14 protein-coding genes are annotated in these 19,683 nt (G+C 68.4%); 9 read left to right on the top strand and 5 right to left on the bottom strand.

The features are described 5' to 3' along the window. The first annotated feature begins 24 nt into the window (after positions 1-24). The 3 genes from ABZ348_RS01430 (at position 25) to ABZ348_RS01420 (ending at position 4,860) form a co-directional block, all read left to right on the top strand. Positions 25-1,800 (top strand): hypothetical protein, encoded by a 1,776-nt coding sequence (locus tag ABZ348_RS01430; protein ID WP_358928127.1) that lies wholly within the window; start codon positions 25-27, stop codon positions 1,798-1,800. 50 nt (positions 1,801-1,850) lie between these two features. Beyond that, positions 1,851-3,320 (top strand): amino acid permease, encoded by a 1,470-nt coding sequence (locus ABZ348_RS01425; RefSeq protein ID WP_358928125.1) that lies wholly within the window; start codon positions 1,851-1,853, stop codon positions 3,318-3,320. Positions 3,321-3,516: 196 nt separating this feature from the next. Beyond that, positions 3,517-4,860 carry a hypothetical protein gene (locus ABZ348_RS01420; RefSeq protein ID WP_358928124.1) on the top strand — a complete coding sequence of 448 codons (1,344 nt, stop codon included), beginning with the start codon at positions 3,517-3,519 and terminating at the stop codon, positions 4,858-4,860. 226 nt (positions 4,861-5,086) lie between these two features. Here the strand turns inward: ABZ348_RS01420 and bla are convergent, their stop codons facing one another. The 3 genes from bla to ABZ348_RS01405 all read right to left on the bottom strand — a co-directional run bounded on the left by bla (position 5,087) and on the right by ABZ348_RS01405 (position 9,685). Next, positions 5,087-6,013 (bottom strand): class A beta-lactamase, encoded by a 927-nt coding sequence (gene bla / locus ABZ348_RS01415; protein WP_358928123.1) that lies wholly within the window; start codon positions 6,011-6,013, stop codon positions 5,087-5,089. Positions 6,014-6,224: 211 nt separating this feature from the next. Continuing rightward, positions 6,225-8,441, bottom strand: a complete 2,217-nt coding sequence (locus tag ABZ348_RS01410; protein ID WP_358928121.1) for a cytochrome P450 — start codon at positions 8,439-8,441, stop codon at positions 6,225-6,227. Positions 8,442-8,602: 161 nt separating this feature from the next. Beyond that, a complete protein-coding gene (locus ABZ348_RS01405) occupies positions 8,603-9,685 on the bottom strand; it encodes an NAD(P)-dependent alcohol dehydrogenase (protein WP_358928119.1) in 1,083 nt (360 codons plus the stop codon). A 73-nt stretch (positions 9,686-9,758) separates the two neighbouring features. Here ABZ348_RS01405 and ABZ348_RS01400 point away from each other — a divergent pair, with 73 nt between their 5' ends. The 6 genes from ABZ348_RS01400 to ABZ348_RS01375 all read left to right on the top strand — a co-directional run bounded on the left by ABZ348_RS01400 (position 9,759) and on the right by ABZ348_RS01375 (position 18,029). Next, entirely contained in the window at positions 9,759-11,207 is a 1,449-nt protein-coding gene (locus ABZ348_RS01400; protein WP_358928117.1) for an aldehyde dehydrogenase family protein, read from the top strand. 1,224 nt (positions 11,208-12,431) lie between these two features. Beyond that, positions 12,432-13,520 carry a BMP family ABC transporter substrate-binding protein gene (locus ABZ348_RS01395; RefSeq protein WP_358928116.1) on the top strand — a complete coding sequence of 363 codons (1,089 nt, stop codon included), beginning with the start codon at positions 12,432-12,434 and terminating at the stop codon, positions 13,518-13,520. 28 nt (positions 13,521-13,548) lie between these two features. Beyond that, the gene (locus tag ABZ348_RS01390) at positions 13,549-15,105 is read left to right on the top strand and encodes an ABC transporter ATP-binding protein (RefSeq protein WP_358928115.1); all 1,557 of its coding nucleotides are present in this window, start codon (positions 13,549-13,551) and stop codon (positions 15,103-15,105) included. Beyond that, positions 15,102-16,280, top strand: a complete 1,179-nt coding sequence (locus tag ABZ348_RS01385) for an ABC transporter permease (protein ID WP_358928114.1) — start codon at positions 15,102-15,104, stop codon at positions 16,278-16,280. Before ABZ348_RS01390 ends, ABZ348_RS01385 begins: the two co-directional genes overlap by 4 nt. Next, positions 16,277-17,191, top strand: coding sequence for an ABC transporter permease (locus tag ABZ348_RS01380; RefSeq protein ID WP_358928113.1), 915 nt, complete (start codon positions 16,277-16,279; stop codon positions 17,189-17,191). Before ABZ348_RS01385 ends, ABZ348_RS01380 begins: the two co-directional genes overlap by 4 nt. Before the next feature lie 247 nt (positions 17,192-17,438). Further along, positions 17,439-18,029: a dihydrofolate reductase family protein gene (locus ABZ348_RS01375; protein ID WP_358928112.1), complete on the top strand. Its 591-nt coding sequence runs from the start codon at positions 17,439-17,441 to the stop codon at positions 18,027-18,029. Between the two features lie 279 nt (positions 18,030-18,308). On the opposite strand, the gene ABZ348_RS01370 is transcribed toward ABZ348_RS01375, so the two are convergent. Continuing rightward, the gene (locus tag ABZ348_RS01370; protein ID WP_358928111.1) at positions 18,309-19,316 is read right to left on the bottom strand and encodes an NAD(P)/FAD-dependent oxidoreductase; all 1,008 of its coding nucleotides are present in this window, start codon (positions 19,314-19,316) and stop codon (positions 18,309-18,311) included. Then, positions 19,313-19,627 carry a ferredoxin gene (gene fdxA, locus ABZ348_RS01365; RefSeq protein ID WP_358928779.1) on the bottom strand — a complete coding sequence of 105 codons (315 nt, stop codon included), beginning with the start codon at positions 19,625-19,627 and terminating at the stop codon, positions 19,313-19,315. Before fdxA ends, ABZ348_RS01370 begins: the two co-directional genes overlap by 4 nt. Positions 19,628-19,683 lie beyond the last annotated feature (56 nt).

Here is a 19,683-nt window from a genome sequence, read left to right as displayed (position 1 = left end):
TTCCTGCTCCGAAAGGACCGTTAGATGCGTCCCCTCCGCAGAAATGCCGCCCTTGCCGCGGTGGTCGCTGCCGCCGCCACGGCCACCCTCCTCGTTCCCGGTGTGTCCGGGGCGGACACCGCAGCCACGGCCACCCCCGCCACCGACCCGAACGTCCTCGACGCCTGCGAGGACCGCCGCCCCGGGCCGGCCGACCCCGGCTCGTACGGCATGCAACTGGACGGCAGCTTCCGGCACCCCGCCCTCACTCCGGTCGACGAGCAGAACGAGCACCCCTTCCCGGGCCGCAACAAGAAGTACGACACCCGCTCGTACATCAAGAACATGAAGGTCGAGGCCGCCTACGAGGGCGCTGACTTCACGCCCGACTACTTCCACACCTGGCAGAACATCGTCGACTTCGACGGCCGCCGCTACCTCTTCCAGTACAGCCGCTCCGACGGCCGCGTCTACGACATCACCGACATCAAGAAGGTCAGGGTGGTCGAGCGGATGAGCCGCAAGGACGTGGGCGGCGACGAGACCCGGGCGAACGGCGACTGGGCGGCGCACGACTACTGGGGCGCCTCCACCATCCAGTGGAACAAGAAGCTGAACGCGTACGTCATGGTCCAGAGCTTCGAGAGCAGACGTCAGATCTCGGAACTCTCCGACCACCCGCCCAAGGACAAGTACAACAACCCGGAGGGCGTCGCGAAGCTGCGGGCCAAGCCGGGGCTCAAGGGCTTCAAGGTGTTCCGCCTGGACGGCCCCCGCAAGAAGGACTGGAAGCTGCTGACGACGGTTTCCACCGACTCCACCCAGGCCAACCCGCTGAACACCGATCCGGCCAAGGCACAGCAGGGCTCCGGCTCGATCGACGTGCCGCACTGGACCGGCGAGAAGTACATGTTCATCGCCACGGCGCCGAACGACACCTACTCCGGGACCGAGTACCCGACCAATCTGCACTCGGCGGGCTACCAGTCCTGGGACATGTCCAACCCGGCCCGCCCGAAGCTCCTCGACACCTGGCACCTGCCGGGCCAGCGGACCGGTGAGGAGGCCGCGTACCGGAACAACCCGCGCTGCGGGAACCGGACCAGTTGGATGGGCGCCCGGATGCCGCTCTTCCTTCCCAAGCCCGTCGAGAAGGGCGGACGCTACGCCTTCGCCGCGATGGGCGGCTACGGCCTGACGGTACTGGACGTCTCGAACCCCTCGAACATGAAGACCGTCAGCCACCTGGACCTCCCGGCCTCCGTGGCGGGCACCGAGGGTGACAACATCGACGTCTCCCAGTACGAGAAGACCGGAATGATCTACTACTCGGGCTACCCGCTCACCGAGGACTGCTACGAGCCCTACAAGGACATCTACCAGATCGACGCACGGGACCCGAAGAAGCCCCGCGTCGTCGGTGTCCTCCCCCGCCCGACCCCGCCGAAGGCCGCCGGCATCACCGACTACTGCCAGCGCCGCGGCAGCTTCGGCCCCAAGCGCACCGGCTACTACACCAACCCGGGCCGACACACCGCCGGTGTCCTGAGCTACGGCTTCTACAACGCGGGCGTCCAGTTCTTCGACGTCTCCAAGCCGGCAAAGCCGGAGATATCCGCGTACTTCGTTCCCAAGGCGTACGGCCCGTCCACCGCGGACTACGCGTACGGTAACCAGACCCACGGCGTGTACGTGGAGTGGGACCGCAACATCGCATGGACGCTGACCAACCACGGCATCTACGCACTGTCCTCGCCGAAGGTCCTGGGCAAGCCGGACCTGAACGCACCGGCCAAGCCGTTCCGCAACAGCGAGTTCTGAGTCGCTGCCCCTCTCCCACCCTCGTCACATTCCAGAAGGGCACCACCGCCATGGCCGCACCCAGCGACTCCGCACCGCCCACCCCGTCCCCCGAAGCCGACGGCGCCAGACCGTCGCCCGCCGGTGAAGGACTGGTCCGCTCCCTCACCCACCGACAGACCACCATGATCGGGCTGGGCTCCGCGCTCGGCACCGGCCTCTTCCTCGGCTCCAGCACCGCGATATCCGTGGCCGGCCCCGCCGTGATCGTCGCGTATGCGATCGGCGCGGTGCTGGTCGCCATCATCGCCGTCCTGCTCGGCGAGATGTCCGCAGCCCACCCGGTCCAGGGCTCGTTCGGCACCATCGCCCACCGCTACCTCGGTCCGTGGGCCGGGTTCCTCAGCCGGTACCTGTACTGGTTCAGCGCCGTCGTCGTCATCGGGACGGAGGTCGTCGCCTCCGCGCTCTACATCCGCTGGTGGTGGCCCGAGGTGCCGATGTCGGTGGCGATCCTGGCGATCGCCGCGATCGTCCTCGCGGTCAACATCATCAGCGTGAAGTCCTTCGGTACCACGGAGTTCTGGCTGTCCAGCATCAAGGTGGTCGCGCTCTGCGCGTTCATCCTGTGCGCTGCGCTGCTGGTCTTCTTCGGCCTGCCCGACACGGAGGCATCCGGCTTCGCCAACCTCTCCGACGACGGCGGCTTCATGCCGCACGGCCTGGACTCCATCTGGCTGGCCATGTCCGTGGTGATGTTCGCCTACGCCGGGTTCGAGGTCGTCGCCATCGCCTCCGCGGAAGCGGTCGACCCGCAGCGCACCATCCGCACCGCGATGCGCCAGCTGGCCTGGCGGCTGAGCTTCTTCTACCTCCTCGCCATTACCCTGGTCCTCGCACTGATCCCGTGGCGCAAGCTGGCGGCGGGCGACGGCAGCGTCGAGACGAGCCCCTTCGTGCGGGTCTTCTCCGAGGTCGGCGTGCCGGCCGCGGCGACCCTCACCAACGCGGTCGTGCTCATCGCGGCCATGTCGGCCGCCAACGCCCACCTGTACGGCGCATCCCGGCTGCTGCACTCGCTCGGCGACGACGGCCTGGCCCCGGCGCCGACGGCCAAGCTGAGCAAGCGCGGCGTTCCCGCGATCGCCCTGGCCGTCTCGTCCCTGGGCATCGCAGCCGCAGCCCTGCTCGCCTTCTACGACGTCAGCGGCCTCTTCAACATCATGATGTCGATCGCCATCTTCGCCGTCCTGCTGGTGTGGCTGCTGATCCTCGCCTCGTACATCGCCTTCCGGCGCCACCGGAAGGCCAACCCCGACGAGTTCACCGGGTTCAGCGTCCCGGCGGGCGGCAAGCTGGCGGTCGTGGCCGTGGTCGGGGTGCTCGCCGTCGCCGCCACCGCGGTGGAGGTCCCCGACATGCGCCAGGCGGCCGGCATCGGTCTCGCGTTCACCGTCGTGCTCCTCGCTTGCTACGCCCTGATCTCCTCCCGCCGGGCACGGCAGGAGGAGCAGCCCGCCCAGAAGGGGCACCGCCCCTGACGGCTGACACCTGAAGCCGACATCTGACGCCGTAGGGCGCCGCTGCTCCGCAGCGGCGCCCTACGGCCATTCCGGCCGGTGGGAGCGGGGTGCGTCCGGCCGTCCGCTGCGCACAGGGGTGACGCCGGTGGATGGCGCGGGACGGGGCTGCTGCGCCGTGAAAGGTATGGAGCCCCGGCTGGTACAGGGGTGAGAGATGGGCGAGGGCATGACCGATGTGAGCGAGACGCTGGCGAAGATGCTCAAAGCTACCGTCGAAGAAGTGGTGGGCGAGAAGTCCGACGGCAACGCCAAGGGATCGTCCGTGCCCCCGACGGTGCCGTCCGAGCCGCCCGTTGCCACGGACATGAGCCTGGACCCCGGCGGCCTCAACAGCGTCGCGAGCAAGGCGCGCGAGAGCTATGAGAAGACCTGCATGTGGATCCTGAGCGTCTTCGCCGCGTTCGGTCTGCTGATCTTCGGCTCCCTGCCCTTCACCAACATCGGAAGGGTGGAGGGCTCCGACAGGGACTGGCTCTGGGCGGGTCTGGTACTCGCCTCCGCGGGAATCGCGATCGTGGTCATCGCCGCGACCGTCGTGTTCGGTCCGGTCATCACAAGCTTGGGGATCTTGGCCGAGAAGCTGGAAACGATCAAAGACCCCATCCTGAATCCCGCCCATCCGCCCGAGCCGAGCTGGTGCGTGCGAGCCTTCAAACCGAGGAAGACCGCCGTCTGGGTGCTGCGGAACATGCTGGAGGGAAATGAGTCCCGAGCCCATCTCGGGCCGAGGGTCACCACGGTCAGGCAACTCATCGAGAAGCTGGGAGATTTCGATGAGATGCAACTCAGCGGTGCCAGGGCCGAAGCCGGGAAGCGAGCGAAGCTGGCCGCACTGGACAAGGCGGTCGAAGCGCACCTGACCACGGTGACTGCCCTCAAGGAACGCCTGGTTTCCATCGGCGACCCCAAGACCGACCGGGCGGCGAAGACGCTGCAGACCGCGGTCCTCGCGACCCTCAGCCATGAGGTCCGGGCCGCGGCCATGACCGCTCGCCAACGGGCAGCCATGGCACGGATGATGGCTTCGGCGGCGCAGAGACTCGCCGAGTGCAACACCGATATGCAGGAGTACCTCGGGCATCGGCAACTGGTGCTCGCCGAGGCCAATGTCCTGCTCATGCGGGCCAACTTCCGACTGGCGCGCAAAGTGATCGTGCTGGGCGCGGCCTGCACCCTGGTCGGCGCCGCGCTCTACGCGTCCGTACTCCCCGCCACCGACAACGACGACGACAACGACAACAACAACGAGAAGACCGCGAGCACTGCCTCCTGGGACCGGTACATCAACGCGACCGTCGAAGTCCGATCCGGTACGGCAGCCGCACGTCAACTCCCCGCAGGTTGCACCGATCGGAAGCTGGCTGCCCTCAGAGTCGCCGAGGACGCAGCTCCGCAACCGGCGGGTCCCTACACCGTTGTGATCACCACCGAAGGCTGCCGTGGCACCGTCACCGTCCCCGTGGATCAGGGGACCATCGACTCGCCCGCACTTCCCTGACGACCTTCCGCCCGGACGCCCATCGCACCCGTCCGGGCCTCTTATCCGGTGCCATGTCCGGCACTACGTCGATCACAAGCGCACAAGCGCACAAGCGTTCAACGCGTGAACGCTTTGGTCGGCCCCTACCCCTTCCCAAAGCCGCTCCGGTGTGCTCGGGGCCGTCGGGTGGTGTGTCGGGTGGCGGTGGTGACGGTCCTGACGGGCTGGAGAGCGCGTTCTGCGGCTATGACAACGCCTTTGCGACGACGGACGCCGCATCAGCGATCAACTGGTTGTCGTAGTCGGCGTCTTCGGTACCGCGGTTCGACATGATCACCATGACGATGGGCGCGGCATCGGGCGGCCACACCACCGCGATGTCGTTGCGGACACCGTAGGCACCGCCTCCTCCGGTCTTGTCCCCGACCACCCAGCCCTCGGGCACTCCGGCCCTGATGAGTTCGTCTCCGGTGGTGTTGGTCCGCAGCCACTGGGTGAGTTGCGCACGTTCCGGAGCGTCGAGGGCGTCTCCCAGGACGAATGCCCGTAGGCTGCCGGCCAGCGCCCGTGGTGTGGTGGTGTCAAGTATGGCGCCGGGTGCCCACTGGTTGAGTTCGGGCTCGCGGCGGTCGACACGTGTGACGGTGTCGCCCACCTCTTCGAGCGCGGTTGCCAGGCCCTTCGGCCCACCGAGCGCATCGAACAGGAGGTTGGCCGCGGCGTTGTCGCTGTAGCGGACGGCGGCGTCGCACAGTTCGCTCAGAGTCATCCCGGCCTCGACGTGCTTCTCGGTTATGGGGGAGTGCTCGATCAGATCGTCGTGGGAGTACGTGATCACCTGGTCCATGCCGCTCAGCGAGTACTTGCGCAGCACGGCAGCGGCGGCGAGCGCCTTGAACGTGGAGGCGTAGGAGAACCGCTCGTCGTCGTTGTGTGCCACCTCCCGCCCAGAGCCGGTGTCGACCGCGTGGACACCGAGCCGTGCACCGTACGTGCGCTCCAACTCCTTGAGGTCGTCGACGTACGGCGTGGGCGCCGGCCCTGTCCGTGTGGTTGCGGCAGGTGGAGCCGGCGAAGCCCGGCGGTCGCCCTGACCGCAGGCGGCGAGAGGGAGCACGGTGAGTGCGACGAGCCCGCTGAGAACGCCCCGCCGTGTACGTGTGTACTGCATGTTTCAAACCTCCAGGTAACCCCCGGAACGGTACGGAGGGGGGAATGGACAGACCCCGGGTGTGATCCCAGGGGCCGAGTCCATCCTTACCTGTGGTTTCCACACGGTCCAAAACGTTCGTCCGCACGGCATGTTGCCGTGCTCCGGTCACCGGAGAGAAGGACCGGGCCGGGTGGGTACGCAGGGCCGCGCACCCACCGGCCCGCCGGGTTCAGAGGTCCAGGACGAGCCGGTCGCTTCGACACCGTCCGACGCAGATCATCATCGTCCGCCCGGCGATTCGTTCCTCCTCGCTGAGCACGGAATCGCGGTGTTCCGGCGTTCCGGCGAGGACACGGGTCTCGCAGGCCCCGCAGTATCCCTTCTCGCAGTCGTAGGACAGACCGCTCAACGCGTCGCGCAGTACCTCGATGAGGCGGCGGTCGGGCGGCACGGTGAGCGTGCCGCCCGTGCGAGCGAGTTGCACTTCGAAGGCCCGGTTCTCCGTGGCGTCGAAGGCCGCTTCCAGATCGTCACCGGCGGCGAAGCGCTCCAGGTGCAGCCGGTCACCGAGACCCAGACGGGCGCACTCACGCTCGACGGCCGTCAGCATCGGTGTCGGTCCGCACGCATAGACGGCGGTGCCGGCCGCCCCACGGTCCAGCCCACCCAGCAGTCGGGGGAGGTCCGGAAGCCCGGCCTCGTCCTGCGGGAGGAGGGTGAGCGCGTCGCCGGCGACGGCGGCGAGTTCATCGGCGAACGCCATCGTCGAGCGGGTGCGTCCGCCGTACACGACAGTGAAGGGCGTTCCGCGTGATGCGGCCTCACGGACCATGGCGAGGATCGGTGTGATGCCGATGCCGCCGGCCAGGAACAGATAGGACGGGGCTTCCGCGAGCCGGAAGTGGTTGCGCGGCCCGCGTACCGCGAAGGTGGCTCCGAGTCGGGCGAGTTCATGGAGCTCGGCCGAACCACCCCGGCCCTGGGGCTCCCGCAGGACTCCGATGCGCCATGTCGTGGCGTCGGCGGGATCACCGCACAATGAGTACTGGCGCAGTCGACCAGAGGGAAGACGCAGTTCGATGTGCGCGCCGGGCAGCCACGCGGGGAGTTCGCTTCCGTCCGGCAGACCGAGGTCGACGGCGAGGACGCCCTCGGCCGCAGTGTGCACGGCGGTCACCCGCAGTGGGGTGGGTGTGCTCAGCGTTCGGGCCGTGCCTGCCGACCCCGTAGCCCGGGGACCGGGCGGGAAGACGGCCGGGGCCGCGTCCCAGCCGGACTGGTTGCCGCGCGTGGGGTAGGGAACGAGCCCTTCTTCGATCACCCGGTAGTCGGGCAGCCGGGTCAGGACCTGCGTCATCATCGCGCGGAACATGGCGCGGGCGAGATGGGCGCCCGCGCACCGGTGCGATCCGATCCCGAAGCTGAGGTGTCGACTGGCATCGCGGTCGAGCCGCACTTGCTCGGGCTCGGGGAACACGGCTGGGTCGTGGTTGGCGGCGACCCAGGGGATCAGCACCCGGTCGCCCGCGTGCATCGGGCAGCCACCGACCTCGACGTCCTCGGTGACGGTGCGTGCCATCGACTGCGAAGGGGCGAACGCCCGGAGGAACTCCTCGGTCGCGCTGTCCAGTAGATCGGGGGAGTCGACCAGTCGTTGGCGCTGCTCGGGGTGGCGGGCGAGGTGGACGAGGGTCGAGCCGGTCAGTGAGGTGGTGGTGTCGACGCCGCCCGCGATGAGCAGGCCGATCACCGAAACCAACTCGTCCTCGTCGAACTCGCCGCCGTCGGCGCGCCGGCCGGCCACCAGTGTGCTGACCGCATCGGCCTGCGGTGCGGACCGGCGCTCGGCGATCAACTCGCGGATGCGCTGGTCCATGTAGGCCAGCCCCGCGGCCCCGCGCACGGCGCGCTCGCTGTCGGCCGGTGCGGCGAAGATGTCGTGGATCGGCCCGGCCAGCTTCGCCCAGTCGTCCTCGGGGAAACCCAACCAGTCCAGGGTGACCGCGGCCGGCAGTGGATTGGTGAGGTCCCGGACGAAGTCGCAGGAACCGAGTTCGATGAAGTCGTCCACGACGCGGGCGGCGTGGCGCTCGATCATGGGTACAAGCTGCTCGATCGCCTCCGGTGTGAGCAACGGGTTGATCAGCTGTCGGTACTCGGCCGAGCGCGGCGGGTCGAGCTCGATCGGATACTGTTCGAGCCCCGGCCCTTTGGGGATGACGATGCCGACCCCCTGCCCGCCGTGGTCGCTGCGGGCCGATGAGAACGTCGCGTCGTCGCGGGCGATGCGGGCCACATCGGCGTACCGCGTTGTGTAGTGGAAGCCGCCGTGGGCGGCCGAGCGGCCTACCGGGCAGCGCTCACGGAACTCCGCGTAATAGGCCACCGGATCGGCGTTGGCCGCGTCGGAGTGGTGATCGAAGTCGATGTCGAAGTCGGCGGACATGTGCGCACGCTCCACGTGCTCGGAACTGTGCGCGGTGTTGTCCGGCCGCGCCACCGGATGTCAGCTGCCTCATCGGCGTCGGGTCACCCTAAGGTGTGCCCCTGAGCTTGACAATGTTTGCGGGGTCTCGTGGGCTCGTGAGGTGTGGTGCGGGGAGATGATCAGAAGGTCAGCACGGCCTTGCCGACCGCACCGGACCGAACGGCCGCGACGGCCTCGTTGATCTCCTCGAACGGGAAATAGGTGATCATCTTCTCGACCGGGAACCGGCCCTCTGCATTGAGTTCGAGCAGTTGCGGCAGGAACAGTTGCGGCACGCTGGATCCGGCGACGATGCCGGTGACCGTGCGTCCGTTGAGGATGCTGCGCCAGTCGAAGCTCATCGACTCGCTGGGGCCGACGCCTATGACACCCGCGCGACCGAGCGGCCCGAGGGACTCCACCGCGGTACGCAGGACATCCTCGCGTCCGGTCGTGTCGATGACGAAGTCGAACCCCTCCGGGACGAGTGCGGCCAACTGCTCGGCACTCCCACCCGCCGAGGAGTCGATGCAGTGCGTGGCTCCGAAGCCGCGCGCCGCCTCCAGCTTGGCCGGGTTCACGTCGACGGCCGCGATGACCTTGCAACCGCTCATCGAGGCGGCGATGATCGCGGCCACACCGACGGCCCCCGCCCCGAAGACCGCGATCGAGGAGCCGGGTCGCGGCTGCAACACATTGAGCACACCGCCGGCTCCGGTTTGGAAGCCGCAACCGAAAGGTCCGGCCCGCAGCAGGTCCCACGACGGGTCGATCCTGACGACCGCACGCTCCGGTGCGACCACATGGCTGGCGAACGACGACTGACCGAGGAAGTGGGCGTTGACCTCCCGCCCCTCGTGGGTCACCGCGGTGGAGCCGTCGGGCCTGCGGCCCGAGAAGTTCACCGCGTCGAAGCTGCGGCAGTAGGCGGGCGAGCCCGTACGGCACAGGGCGCAGGTGCCGCACGATGTGAAGGACATGGTGACGTGGTCGCCCGGGCGGACGGAAGTGACGTGCGCGCCGACCCTTTCGACGACACCCGACCCTTCGTGTCCCAGGAGCGCCGGGGTGGGGAAGAAGCCGGCGAACTCAAGGTCGGTACCGCAGACGCCGACGGCGGCGACGCGGACGAGCACCTCGTCCGGGCGGGGATCGTCCAGGTCCACTTCGGTCAGGACGAACGGCTGTCCGGCCTGCTCCAGCAGAGCGGCGGTGGCGCGCACAGGGCCTCCTCAGTGCCTCACAAAGCGAGATTGCATATTGACATGCGTGACAGGGTCGGTCAATGTTCCCCCCATGGCGGCTGTTGACTTCCCTCCTTCCCAACACTTCATCGACGGCAAGTGGGTTGCGGCCCGCGACGGCGGCACGATGGACGTCCTCGATCCCTCGACCCGACAGGTGATCACCAAGGTGGCCCGGGCGGGCGGCGCTGACGTGGACGACGCGGTCACCGCGGCGCGCCGCGCCTTCCCTGCCTGGTCGGCGACCAATCCGAGCGAGCGCGGGGCGTTGATCCGGCGCTGGGCCGACCTGATCATCGCCGAGGTCGAGGCGCTCGCCGCCGTCGAGGCGCAGGACGTGGGCAAGCCACTGTCCGGGGGCCGGACGAACATCTACATCGCCCACGGCATCACCGACTACTTCGCCGGTGCGGCCGACAAGCTCACCGGTGTCACACTGCCCACCCGCAGCCCCGACTACCTGGGCTACACGGTTCCCGAGCCGTACGGAGTGTGTGCGGTCATCATCCCGTGGAACGTTCCCGCCGTGCTCACCGCTGCGAACGTCGCCCCGGCGCTCGCAGCGGGCAACACGGTCGTCCTCAAGCCGTCCGAGATCGCGCCGCTGGCCCCGTTCGCACTCGCCGAACTCGCCCGACGCGCCGGCTTCCCGCCGGGAGTGATCAACGCAGTGGCGGGCCTCGGCCCCGAGGCGGGCGTGGCGCTCACCTCACACCCGGACGTCAACCACATCAGCTTCGTCGGCTCCACCGCCACCGGGCGGGCGATCATGGCAGCCGCAGCACAGAACCTCGTTCCGGTGAAGCTGGAACTCGGTGGCAAGTCGCCGAACGTGCTCTTCGCGGACGCCGACCTCGACACGGCGATCCCCGCGATCGTCACCTCCATCACCGAGAACGCGGGGCAGAACTGCTACGCCGGTTCACGGCTGCTCGTGGAGGCGTCGGTGCACGACGAGGTCGTGGAGCGGGTCGCCGCCGCCATGACCAAGATCAGGACCGGGCCGTGGGAAGCCGACCTGGACATGGGGCCGCTGGTCAGTGCCGCGCAGTTCGATCGTGTCAGCGGCTTCCTGGCGGAAGCGCCTCGCGAGGGAGCTCGACTGGTCACCGGCGGCGCGCCCGCCGACGAGGGATGGTACGTCCGACCGACCGTGTTCGACCGTGTCGAAGCGGGCATGCGCGTCGCCCACGAGGAGGTCTTCGGCCCGGTTCTCGCCGTGCAGTCGTTCCGCAACACCGCCGAGGCGACCGAGATGATGAACGCGACCGACTTCGGCCTGTTGGCCTGCATCTGGACCAATGACGTCTCCCGTGCGCTGCGGCTGGCGAAGGACGTCCGCTCCGGGCAGGTGGCGGTCAACCAGTTCCACGACGCCGGAGTGATCGGTTTCCCGTTCAACATGCAGAAGGACAGCGGCTTCAGCCGGGGCGGCGGGTACGCCGCGCTGCGTGAGTACACCCAGGAGAAGGGCGTGGCCATCCGGCTCCTGAACCGTTGAGACCGGACACCGTGCGCGCCACCGAAAGCGGCTCTCAACGGGGTGGCCCCGGCATCGAACGGGACCTCTCACAGGGGAGTTGTCGCGACCGGTGGCGCGCACGGTTCGCGGCGCTCCCAGCTGACTGAACCTACTCCGTGCAGCCGCAAGCGGTACTGCGGCTGGAACGGTGATGGCGGCCGTTCGCACTCGCCCGCCCAAGGAACCCGTTGTGAACGCGGAATCCGCTGTGCCTCATGCCCCGGGCGAAGAGTCCGCCGCCGCCCACATCGCAACGGCCAGCACTTCCCACCCCTGACTCATACACGGGCCCGCCCGGTGTTCACACGCCAGCCCCGGTGTTCACGCCGAGGCCGAAGGGCCTTTCCGCCCGGACGTGTTGCACTGCCCGCACCCGACAACTGAGGCCCCGAATGGGCACCGTCGCGTTTTTCGCCCGCCCAGCGCTGACGCTCGGGCGCCTTCGCTGCCCCGGGGCTGACGGCGACTCCGTTGGTCCGCCGGCGGAGAGTGGCCCGAGCACCTGCGAGCAACTCCAGCCGCACCGCGCCTTCGTGGACCGGTCGATGCGTCAGCGCGTGCGCCCCCGGCGCGCCGGATCAGTTCCTCGGAACGCCCGTTGATTCCCGCCCGGTGAGACACTCCCAGGCGCTCCCGCTCCTGGACCACTCGCCGCCACTGACCAGCAACGGAGCGGCGCAGACGAGTACGTGTCGGTGCAGGGGGAACTGCGATGCGCCCAGGCCCGTCCGCCGGGTTCGGAAGCGGCATTTCCTTCCCTGCCACGCTGTTGCCCGGGCCGGCCGGACCCATCGGCGCAGCGGCTTCCCACTGCCGCCACCTGGGCTCTCCGCCGTACGAACAGGCGAAACGCCGACGATTCGAAGATGTCGCGCACGAGCGTTGACAGCACTGGGCGGCGGAGGTCAGAGTACCTCGCAATACGTTCCACCGACTCGCAATGCGAGACGGTACGCCCGCTGCACCACCGACGAATCGACAAGTCCGCCCGGGTAGCCGTATCGATGCCACCGGGTCCGATCGGCCGGACGGAACTCCCGTCATACATCGCCTCAGGTGAGAGTCCCTCTTTCGCCAGGAACACATCTCCGACGCCGAATCCCACCGGCCGTCGACCGATGTACCGATCTGCCAACCGACCACCCCCCTGCCGCCACGACCGCCCCGACAGGGCGGTGCCACCGAGCGAATGGAACCAGGCACATGAACACTCACAACATGCTCTGGCGTCGTGGGGCCGCGGCCGGCCTCGCCCTCGCAGGAGCCGTCGCGCTCTCCGGCTGCGCCAGCAACGAGGCGACGGCACCCAAGGCCACCCCCGCGGCGAGCGGCGGCAGCGCATCCGGCGCCCAGCAGCCCGATGTCAACGGCGACGGCAAGGTCGTCATCGGTGTCCTCAGCCCCGGCGACATCAACGACCGCGGCTACTACCAGAGCTTCGTCGACTCCGCGGACGCCTTCGCCAAGGAGAAGGGCTGGACGGTCATCAAGCGGGGCAGCGTGCCCCCGACCGATGCGCTCACCGCGGCCCGTGCACTGTGCCAGCAGAACGTCGACCTGGTCGCCATCGGCGCGAGCGAGCTCAAGACCGCCATCCCCGCCTCGGAGGAGGCGGTCTGCAGCAAGTCCGCCTGGTACGTACCGATGCAGGGGAACATCGACCAGACCCCTCGGATCCTGCTGTCCACCGACGATCCCAACCAGTCCATGCTCGTCGCCGGATACGCCGCCGGCCTGAAGATGAAGGCAGCCGGCCACACCAAGGCCGGATTCATCACCGGCATCAAGGCCGACTACAGCGTCGCCGCCTCCACGGCCTTCCTGGCCGGTATCCGGCAGGTCGTACCCAAGGCCACCCTGACGAGCACCTACACCGGTGACTTCAACGACTCGGCCAAGGCCAAGGAGGCCACCCAGGCCCAGATCAGCCAGGGCGTCAAGGTGATCTACCCCTACCTCGGCGGCGCGACCGACGCCTCGGCGAAACTGGCGAACGCCAGCGGCGCACTGACCCTCACCCCGGGCACCGACCGCTGCGCCTCGACCAGCCCGAAGTTCGACATCTCGGTGATGTTCAGCCCCGGCGACTACTTCCGTGCCGGACTGGAGGAGTTCGCCAAGAACAACCTGAAGATGGGCACGACCCGCGTGTGGCAGTTGGGCGTCGACCCGTACCCGACCGTCAAGATCTGTGCAGCACAGGGCGACGAGGAGCAGCAACTGGCGCAGTTCATCAAGAAGATCGGCAGCAAGGAGATCGACGCGGCGGCCGAGGTCAAGCGCCTCGGCTGACGCGCCGACACCCACGAGGAGATCAGCAATGACACCGACGACCTCAACGGGTCCGATTCTCGAACTGCGCGGCATCACGAAGTCCTACGGCTCCGTCACGGCCTGCAATGCGGTGGACCTCAGGGTCGACGCCGGCGAGATCCACGGACTCCTGGGTGAGAACGGCGCGGGCAAGTCCAGCCTCATGAAGGTGCTGCTCGGGCTGGTCCGGCGCGACGCCGGCAGCGTCCTGGTGCGCGGTGAGGAGGTCGCGCTGGACAGCCCGCAGGAGGCGGCCGAACTCGGCATCGGCATGGTGCACCAGCACTTCAGCCTCATCAACGGGCTGACCGTGTGGGAGAACGTCGCGCTCGGCGACACAGGAAAGGTCAACAAGCAGGAGGTCTGCGCCGGCATCGCCGAGGTCTCCGCGCGGTACGGACTGCCGATCGACCCCGAGGCGAGCGTCGACACGCTCTCAGCGGGCGAGCGCCAGCGGGTCGAGGTAGTCAAGTGCCTGCGGCGCAACCCCCAGATCCTGATCCTGGACGAGCCGACTTCGGTGCTCACCCAGACCGAGTCGCAGGAGCTGTTCGCCGTGCTCGGCCGCGTGGTGCAGGAGGAGGGGCGCGCCGTCATCCTCATCAGCCACAAGCTCGCCGAGATCGCCCAGGCAACGGACCGGGTGACGGTCCTGCGCAAGGGCAGCGTCGCCTTCCGGGCCATCACGGCCGAGACCACTCCACAACTACTCGCCCGGCAGATGGTGGGACGTGATGTGTCACTGGGCGAGGAGGGCGCAGCCCTCGGAATGCTGCCGGTGTCGAATGCGCGCACCGGCGAAGGCGAGGCGCAGGGCAGGCGGCACACCATCCTGCGCCTCGCCGGACTCACCGTCGTACAGAACGGGGTCAGGGTGCTCGACGACGTCGACCTGACCGTGGGCAAGGGCGAGATCGTCGCCCTGTACGGCGTGGAGGGCAACGGCCAGGCGATGCTCGGCGATGTCCTCGCCGGACTGGTCGTGCCGACCGACGGCACCATCGAGGTGGCCGGCGACCGGGTCGACGTCACCCGCCCCGGTGCGTTGTCCAAGGCCGGTCTCGGCATCGTGCCGGAGGACCGGCACCAGAGCGGCGTCGTCCTCGACATGAGCGTCGCCGAGAACCTGACGATGAAGTCGCTGAACGAGGTCAGCGGCCGGTTCCTGCTGCGGCGGCGCGCGATGCTCGCCCAGGCCCGCCGTCTCGCGGACGAGTTCAACATCGTCACACCGTCGCTGGACGCTCCGGTGCGCAGCCTTTCCGGCGGCAACCAACAACGGGTCGTACTCGCCCGGGAACTGTCGGGTCACACCCTCGTCCTGGTGGCTGCGCAGCCCACACACGGGCTCGACGTCGGCGCCATCGAGGACATGTACTCCCGACTGCGCAGAGCGGCCGACGAAGGCGTCGGCGTGTTGCTCATCTCCACGGAACTTGAGGAAGTCATGGCCCTTGCAACCTGGATCGCAGTGATCTCTTCAGGGCGGATCACCGGAGCACTCCCCGTCTCCGACGCGACCCCCGAGCGGCTCGGCATGCTCGTGGGAGGGGAGGCCGCATGAGGGCCGGCTCGCTGACGGGTCCCGACGACCTCGGCCGGCGTTTCCTCGCCGGTCTCCGGCCGGGGCGCGACGGCTGGCTGACGGCGGGCGTCACCGCCGTGCTCGTCGCCGTCGCCCTGGGAGCGTCCGCGCTGCTGCTCGCGCTGACCGGTGCCTCGCCGAGTGCTTCGCTGTCCGCCATCTGGACCGGCAGCCTGGCGAACACCACCGGATGGAAGACGACGCTGCTCAACGCTGCGCCGTTGCTGTTGGTGGCGGTCGGAGCGTGTATCTGCGCCTCCGCAGGGGCGTTCAACATCGGACAAGAGGGGCAGGTGCTCATCGGCGGTCTGTTCGGAGCCTGGGTCGGGCTGCGGCTGGCCCTGCCCGGACCGATGCTGGTCGTGGTGGTGATGGCCGCCGCGGCGGTCGGCGGTGGCCTCTGGGCCGCGCTCAGCGCCCTGATGTATCGATTCCGCGGTGTCAACGTCGTGGTGAGCACGCTGCTGATGACGTTCCTCGCCATTCAACTCGTGACGTTCGCGGTCAGCACCCCCTGGCTACAGGAGAGCGCGCAGGGCTCATCGGGCATCGCCGATGCGCAGTCCAACCCCCTACCGGCGGGCGCCCTGCTCGCCGACTTCGGGCAGTATCCGTCGCTCCAACTGAACGCCGGCCTGTTCATCGCGTTGATCGCCGCGGTCGGTGTCGCGATCGTCCTGGGGCGCAGCCGGTGGGGCTTTCGGGTCCGCATGGTCGGACTGAATCCGGTGACGGCCAAACACACCGGTATCCGGGTGTCCGCGCTCGGCGGCTTCACCCTGGCCCTGTCGGGCGCCTTCGCGGGGCTCGCAGGAGGGCTGTTGCTGGCAAGCCCGGTCAGCCCCAATCGGCTCCAGGCCGGAATCTCGGACAACGTCGGTTGGGACGGTCTGCTCGTCGCGCTCGTCGCCCGCAACCGTCCCTTGATCGCGATCCCCGTCGCGTTCGGGTTCGCCGTGCTGCGTGCAGGCGGCGACTTCCTCTCGGCCACCGGGGTGCCGCCCGTCCTCGTCGACATCGTCAAGGCGTTGTTGGTCCTCGCGTTCGTCGCGCCGCCCATTCTCGTCTCCCTCTTCCGCAAGCGTCGCGGCACCAAGCCGTCGACGCCGACCCCCCTGCCCGTTGTTCCGACCGAGATGAAGGTGGCGGTGTGAGCGTTCTGGACAGCACCACGACCATTCTGTCGAGCGGTGTCCGGCTGACCGTGCCGTTGGCGTTCGCCGCTTGCGGCGAGTACCTGGCCCAGCGCGCCGGAGCGATGAACATCTCCGTCGAGGCGATGATGCTCGGCTCCGCGTTCACCGCGATCGCCACCGCAAGCGCGACCGGCAGCGCCACCCTGGGTCTTGCGGCCGGTGTCGTGACCGGACTCGTCATCGGCTTCGTGCACGGCAACCTCTCCCACCGGGCGCAGATCAACACCTTCGTCGTCGGCCTCGTGCTGAACGCGTTGGTGCTCGGTCTGACGAGCTATCTGATCACCACGCAGCAGTTCGCCTCGCACCAGGTGGACGTACTGGCGATCCCTCTGTTGCAGGACATCCCGATCATCGGCGAGGCATTCTTCTCCGGACGCTGGCCCGTCTACCTCCTGATCCTGCTGGTGCCGCTCACCTGGTGGCTGGTGGAACGCAGCCGCTGGGGCCTGGAACTGCGAGCGGTGGGGCAGAATCCCCAGGCCGCCGACGTCACGGGTATCAAGGTCAACGTGCGGCGCCGGCAGGGCCTGCTGTGGGCCGGCGCACTGTCGGGTCTCGGCGGTGCCTATCTCGCGGTCGGCGAGGTCGGATCGTTCAACCAGAACATGACCGCGGGACGCGGGTACATCGTCATCGCGGCCGTGATCTTCGGGGCGTGGCGACTCGGCCGTACCCTGATCGGCTGTCTGGTGTTCGGACTCTCCGACGCGATGCGTCTGGCGCTCCCTGCACTCGGCATCACCCTCAATTCACAACTGCTCGTCGCGGCGCCTTATCTGCTCGCGCTCCTGGCGATGCTGCTGTTCGCCACCCAACATCGGGAACCCGCTGCACTCGGTCGCCCCTTCGAGCGCGGGTCGACCTAACCGTACGGATCCCCGAACGCCCTGGACGCCGACTCCGCAGCAGCGGAGTCGGCGTCCCCGTGTGTCGAGGGCGGCCCCTTGCGGCGCTCGTCGCGTCACGGCCCTATCGGATGTGGGGCCGGGCTGAGGTCGTCGGGGACAGGGCGCCGCTGCCCTACGCCCACCAGGGGGAGATGCACGCGCGACCGATGAGTTCCGCTCGCCTGTGCCGTCAACACCGTTGAGAAGAAGCAGATGGGAGCAGCGCATGGGTCAGCTGGCAGTGGTCAACTTCGTATCGCTCGACGGAGTGATGCAATCGGTCCTCTCGGCCGACGAGGACCGGGAGGGCGGGTTCGATCGGGGCGGCTGGGTGCTGCCCTATGTCGACGAGGTGGTGGAGCGGTTTATGAGCGAGGCCACGGCGGGTGCCGGAGCCCTGCTCCTGGGTCGCAGGACGTACGAGATCTTCGCCGCCACCTGGCCGTACGCCCATATGAAGGACCCTGCGGTGGCCGCGATGAACGCGATGCCCAAGTACGTCGCTTCCCGCACACTCAGCGATCTGACGTGGGCGAACTCCACCCTCCTCGGTGCTGAGCTGGCGGAGGAGGTGGGCCGGATCAAGGCCGCGTCCGAGGCCGAGACGGTGGTGCTGGGCAGCGGAGGGCTGCTCGGCACGCTGATGGAGCACGACCTCGTCGACGAGTACCGGCTGCTTGTCTTCCCCCTTGTTCTGGGCAGCGGAAAGCAGCTCTTCGCCGCGGGCAAGAGCCCGCGCCGTCTGATGCTCACCAGCACCAGATCGACACCGTCCGGCGTCTTGATCAACACATATCGCCGGTGCACCGAGGGGTAGCGCCGGCACCACCCGCCGCACCTCAGTCGGCGAAACCACTACGCCGACGAGCGGTGCGCAAACACCGGTCGTCGGCGTAGCCAACGTTGCTTGACGGGGTGGGGCAGGACGGCCGCGAGGAGGCCGTCCGCCGGGCCGAATCCATGCCGTCGATGGACCACGGCATCAGGGGCCGCGCTGAGCAGCGCGGCCCTCAACCGGTGCTGCGTTGATCCCGCAGACAGGTGAAACAGTCCGGTTGAACATCCCCCCGTGCCTGGATGGCCCCGGTGCCGGGGCTCAGGTGTCGGTGGAGTGCCCGGGGGTGGTCGTACGGGTGGGGTCGAGCGTGGTGGTGATGTGGTTGACCGCGGTGGCGGCTTCGCCGAAGCCCGTGGCGATGAGCGTGATCTTGCCGTTGTAGTGGGCGATGTCGCCGGCGGCGAAGACGCGCCCCTGGTTGGTCCGCATGGTGGGGTCGACGAGGATGCGACGACGGTGGAGGTCGAGTTTCCACTGTTCCATGGGGCCGAGGTCGGCGATGAAACCCAGTGCGGCGACGACGGTCTGTGCGGGAAGGGTGATGAGGTCGCCGTCGGCGTTGGTGACGGTGACTTCCGCAACGGATTCGTCGCCGGAGATGTCGTGGATCTCGTAGGGGGTGAGGACCTTGACACTGGACGCATGGAGCTGTTGGACCGTGCGTTGGTGCGCGCGGAACTGGTTGCGCCGGTGGACGAGGGTGACCGTCGAGGCGATGGGTTCCAGGGCGAGGGCCCAGTCGAGTGCTGAGTCTCCACCGCCGACGACGATGACGTCCTGACCTCGGTGGGCGTTGAGGTGCGGGACGAAGTACTGGAGTCCTCGGCCGAGGTACTGGGTGCCGGTGGGGAGTTCACGGGGGGTGAAGTTGCCGATGCCGCCGCAGATGAGGGCCGCGCCGGCGGTGACGCGGGTGCCGGTGTGGGCGGTGGCGGTGATGCCGTCGCTCGTGGTGTCGAGTTGGGTGATGCTGTGGCCCAGAAGGTAGGTGGGGTTCGACTGGTCGGCTTGTTCGGTGAGCCGGTCCACGAGTTCTTGGCCGCGGATGGCGGGGAAGCCTGCGACGTCGTAGATGAGCTTCTCGGGGTAGAGGGCGCTGATCTGGCCGCCCGTTTGGGGGAGCGCGTCGGCGATCGCGACGGTGAGGCCGCGGAAGCCTGCGTAGTAGGCGCCGTAGAGCCCGGTGGGGCCGGCGCCGATGATGAGGAGGTCGACGTCGACGTCGGGGTGGGGAGTCGCGGCCGGGTCCGTGGTCGGGGTGGTCATGCTCCGACCTCGGGGTGGTCCTGGCCGGTGGGGGTGACCTTGCGGGCTCCGCCGGGTGATCCGAGTGGTGGGGTGCCGAGGGTGAAGAACTCGGCGTTGATGCGCTCGAAGTGTTTGCTGTCTTCGGGGAGGTCTTCGTGGTGGTAGATCGAGATCTGGGGGCAGACGGGTTCACAGCGCCCGCACTCGACGCATTCGTCGGGCTGGATGTAGAGCATCCGGTCGCCTTCGTAGATGCAGTCGGCCGGGCACTCCTCCATGCATGACTTGTCCATGATGTCGAGGCAGGCCTGCGTGATGACATATGGCACGAGCTTGTTGCCCTTCACACGGTCGCATGATGTGCGAGACGGTGTATTTCTGCGGA

Origin of the sequence: Streptomyces sp. NPDC005963 (assembly GCF_040638655.1) — a bacterium.
Taxonomy (GTDB): Bacteria; Actinomycetota; Actinomycetes; order Streptomycetales; family Streptomycetaceae; genus Streptomyces.
This window is presented reverse-complemented; position numbering and strand designations above follow the sequence as displayed.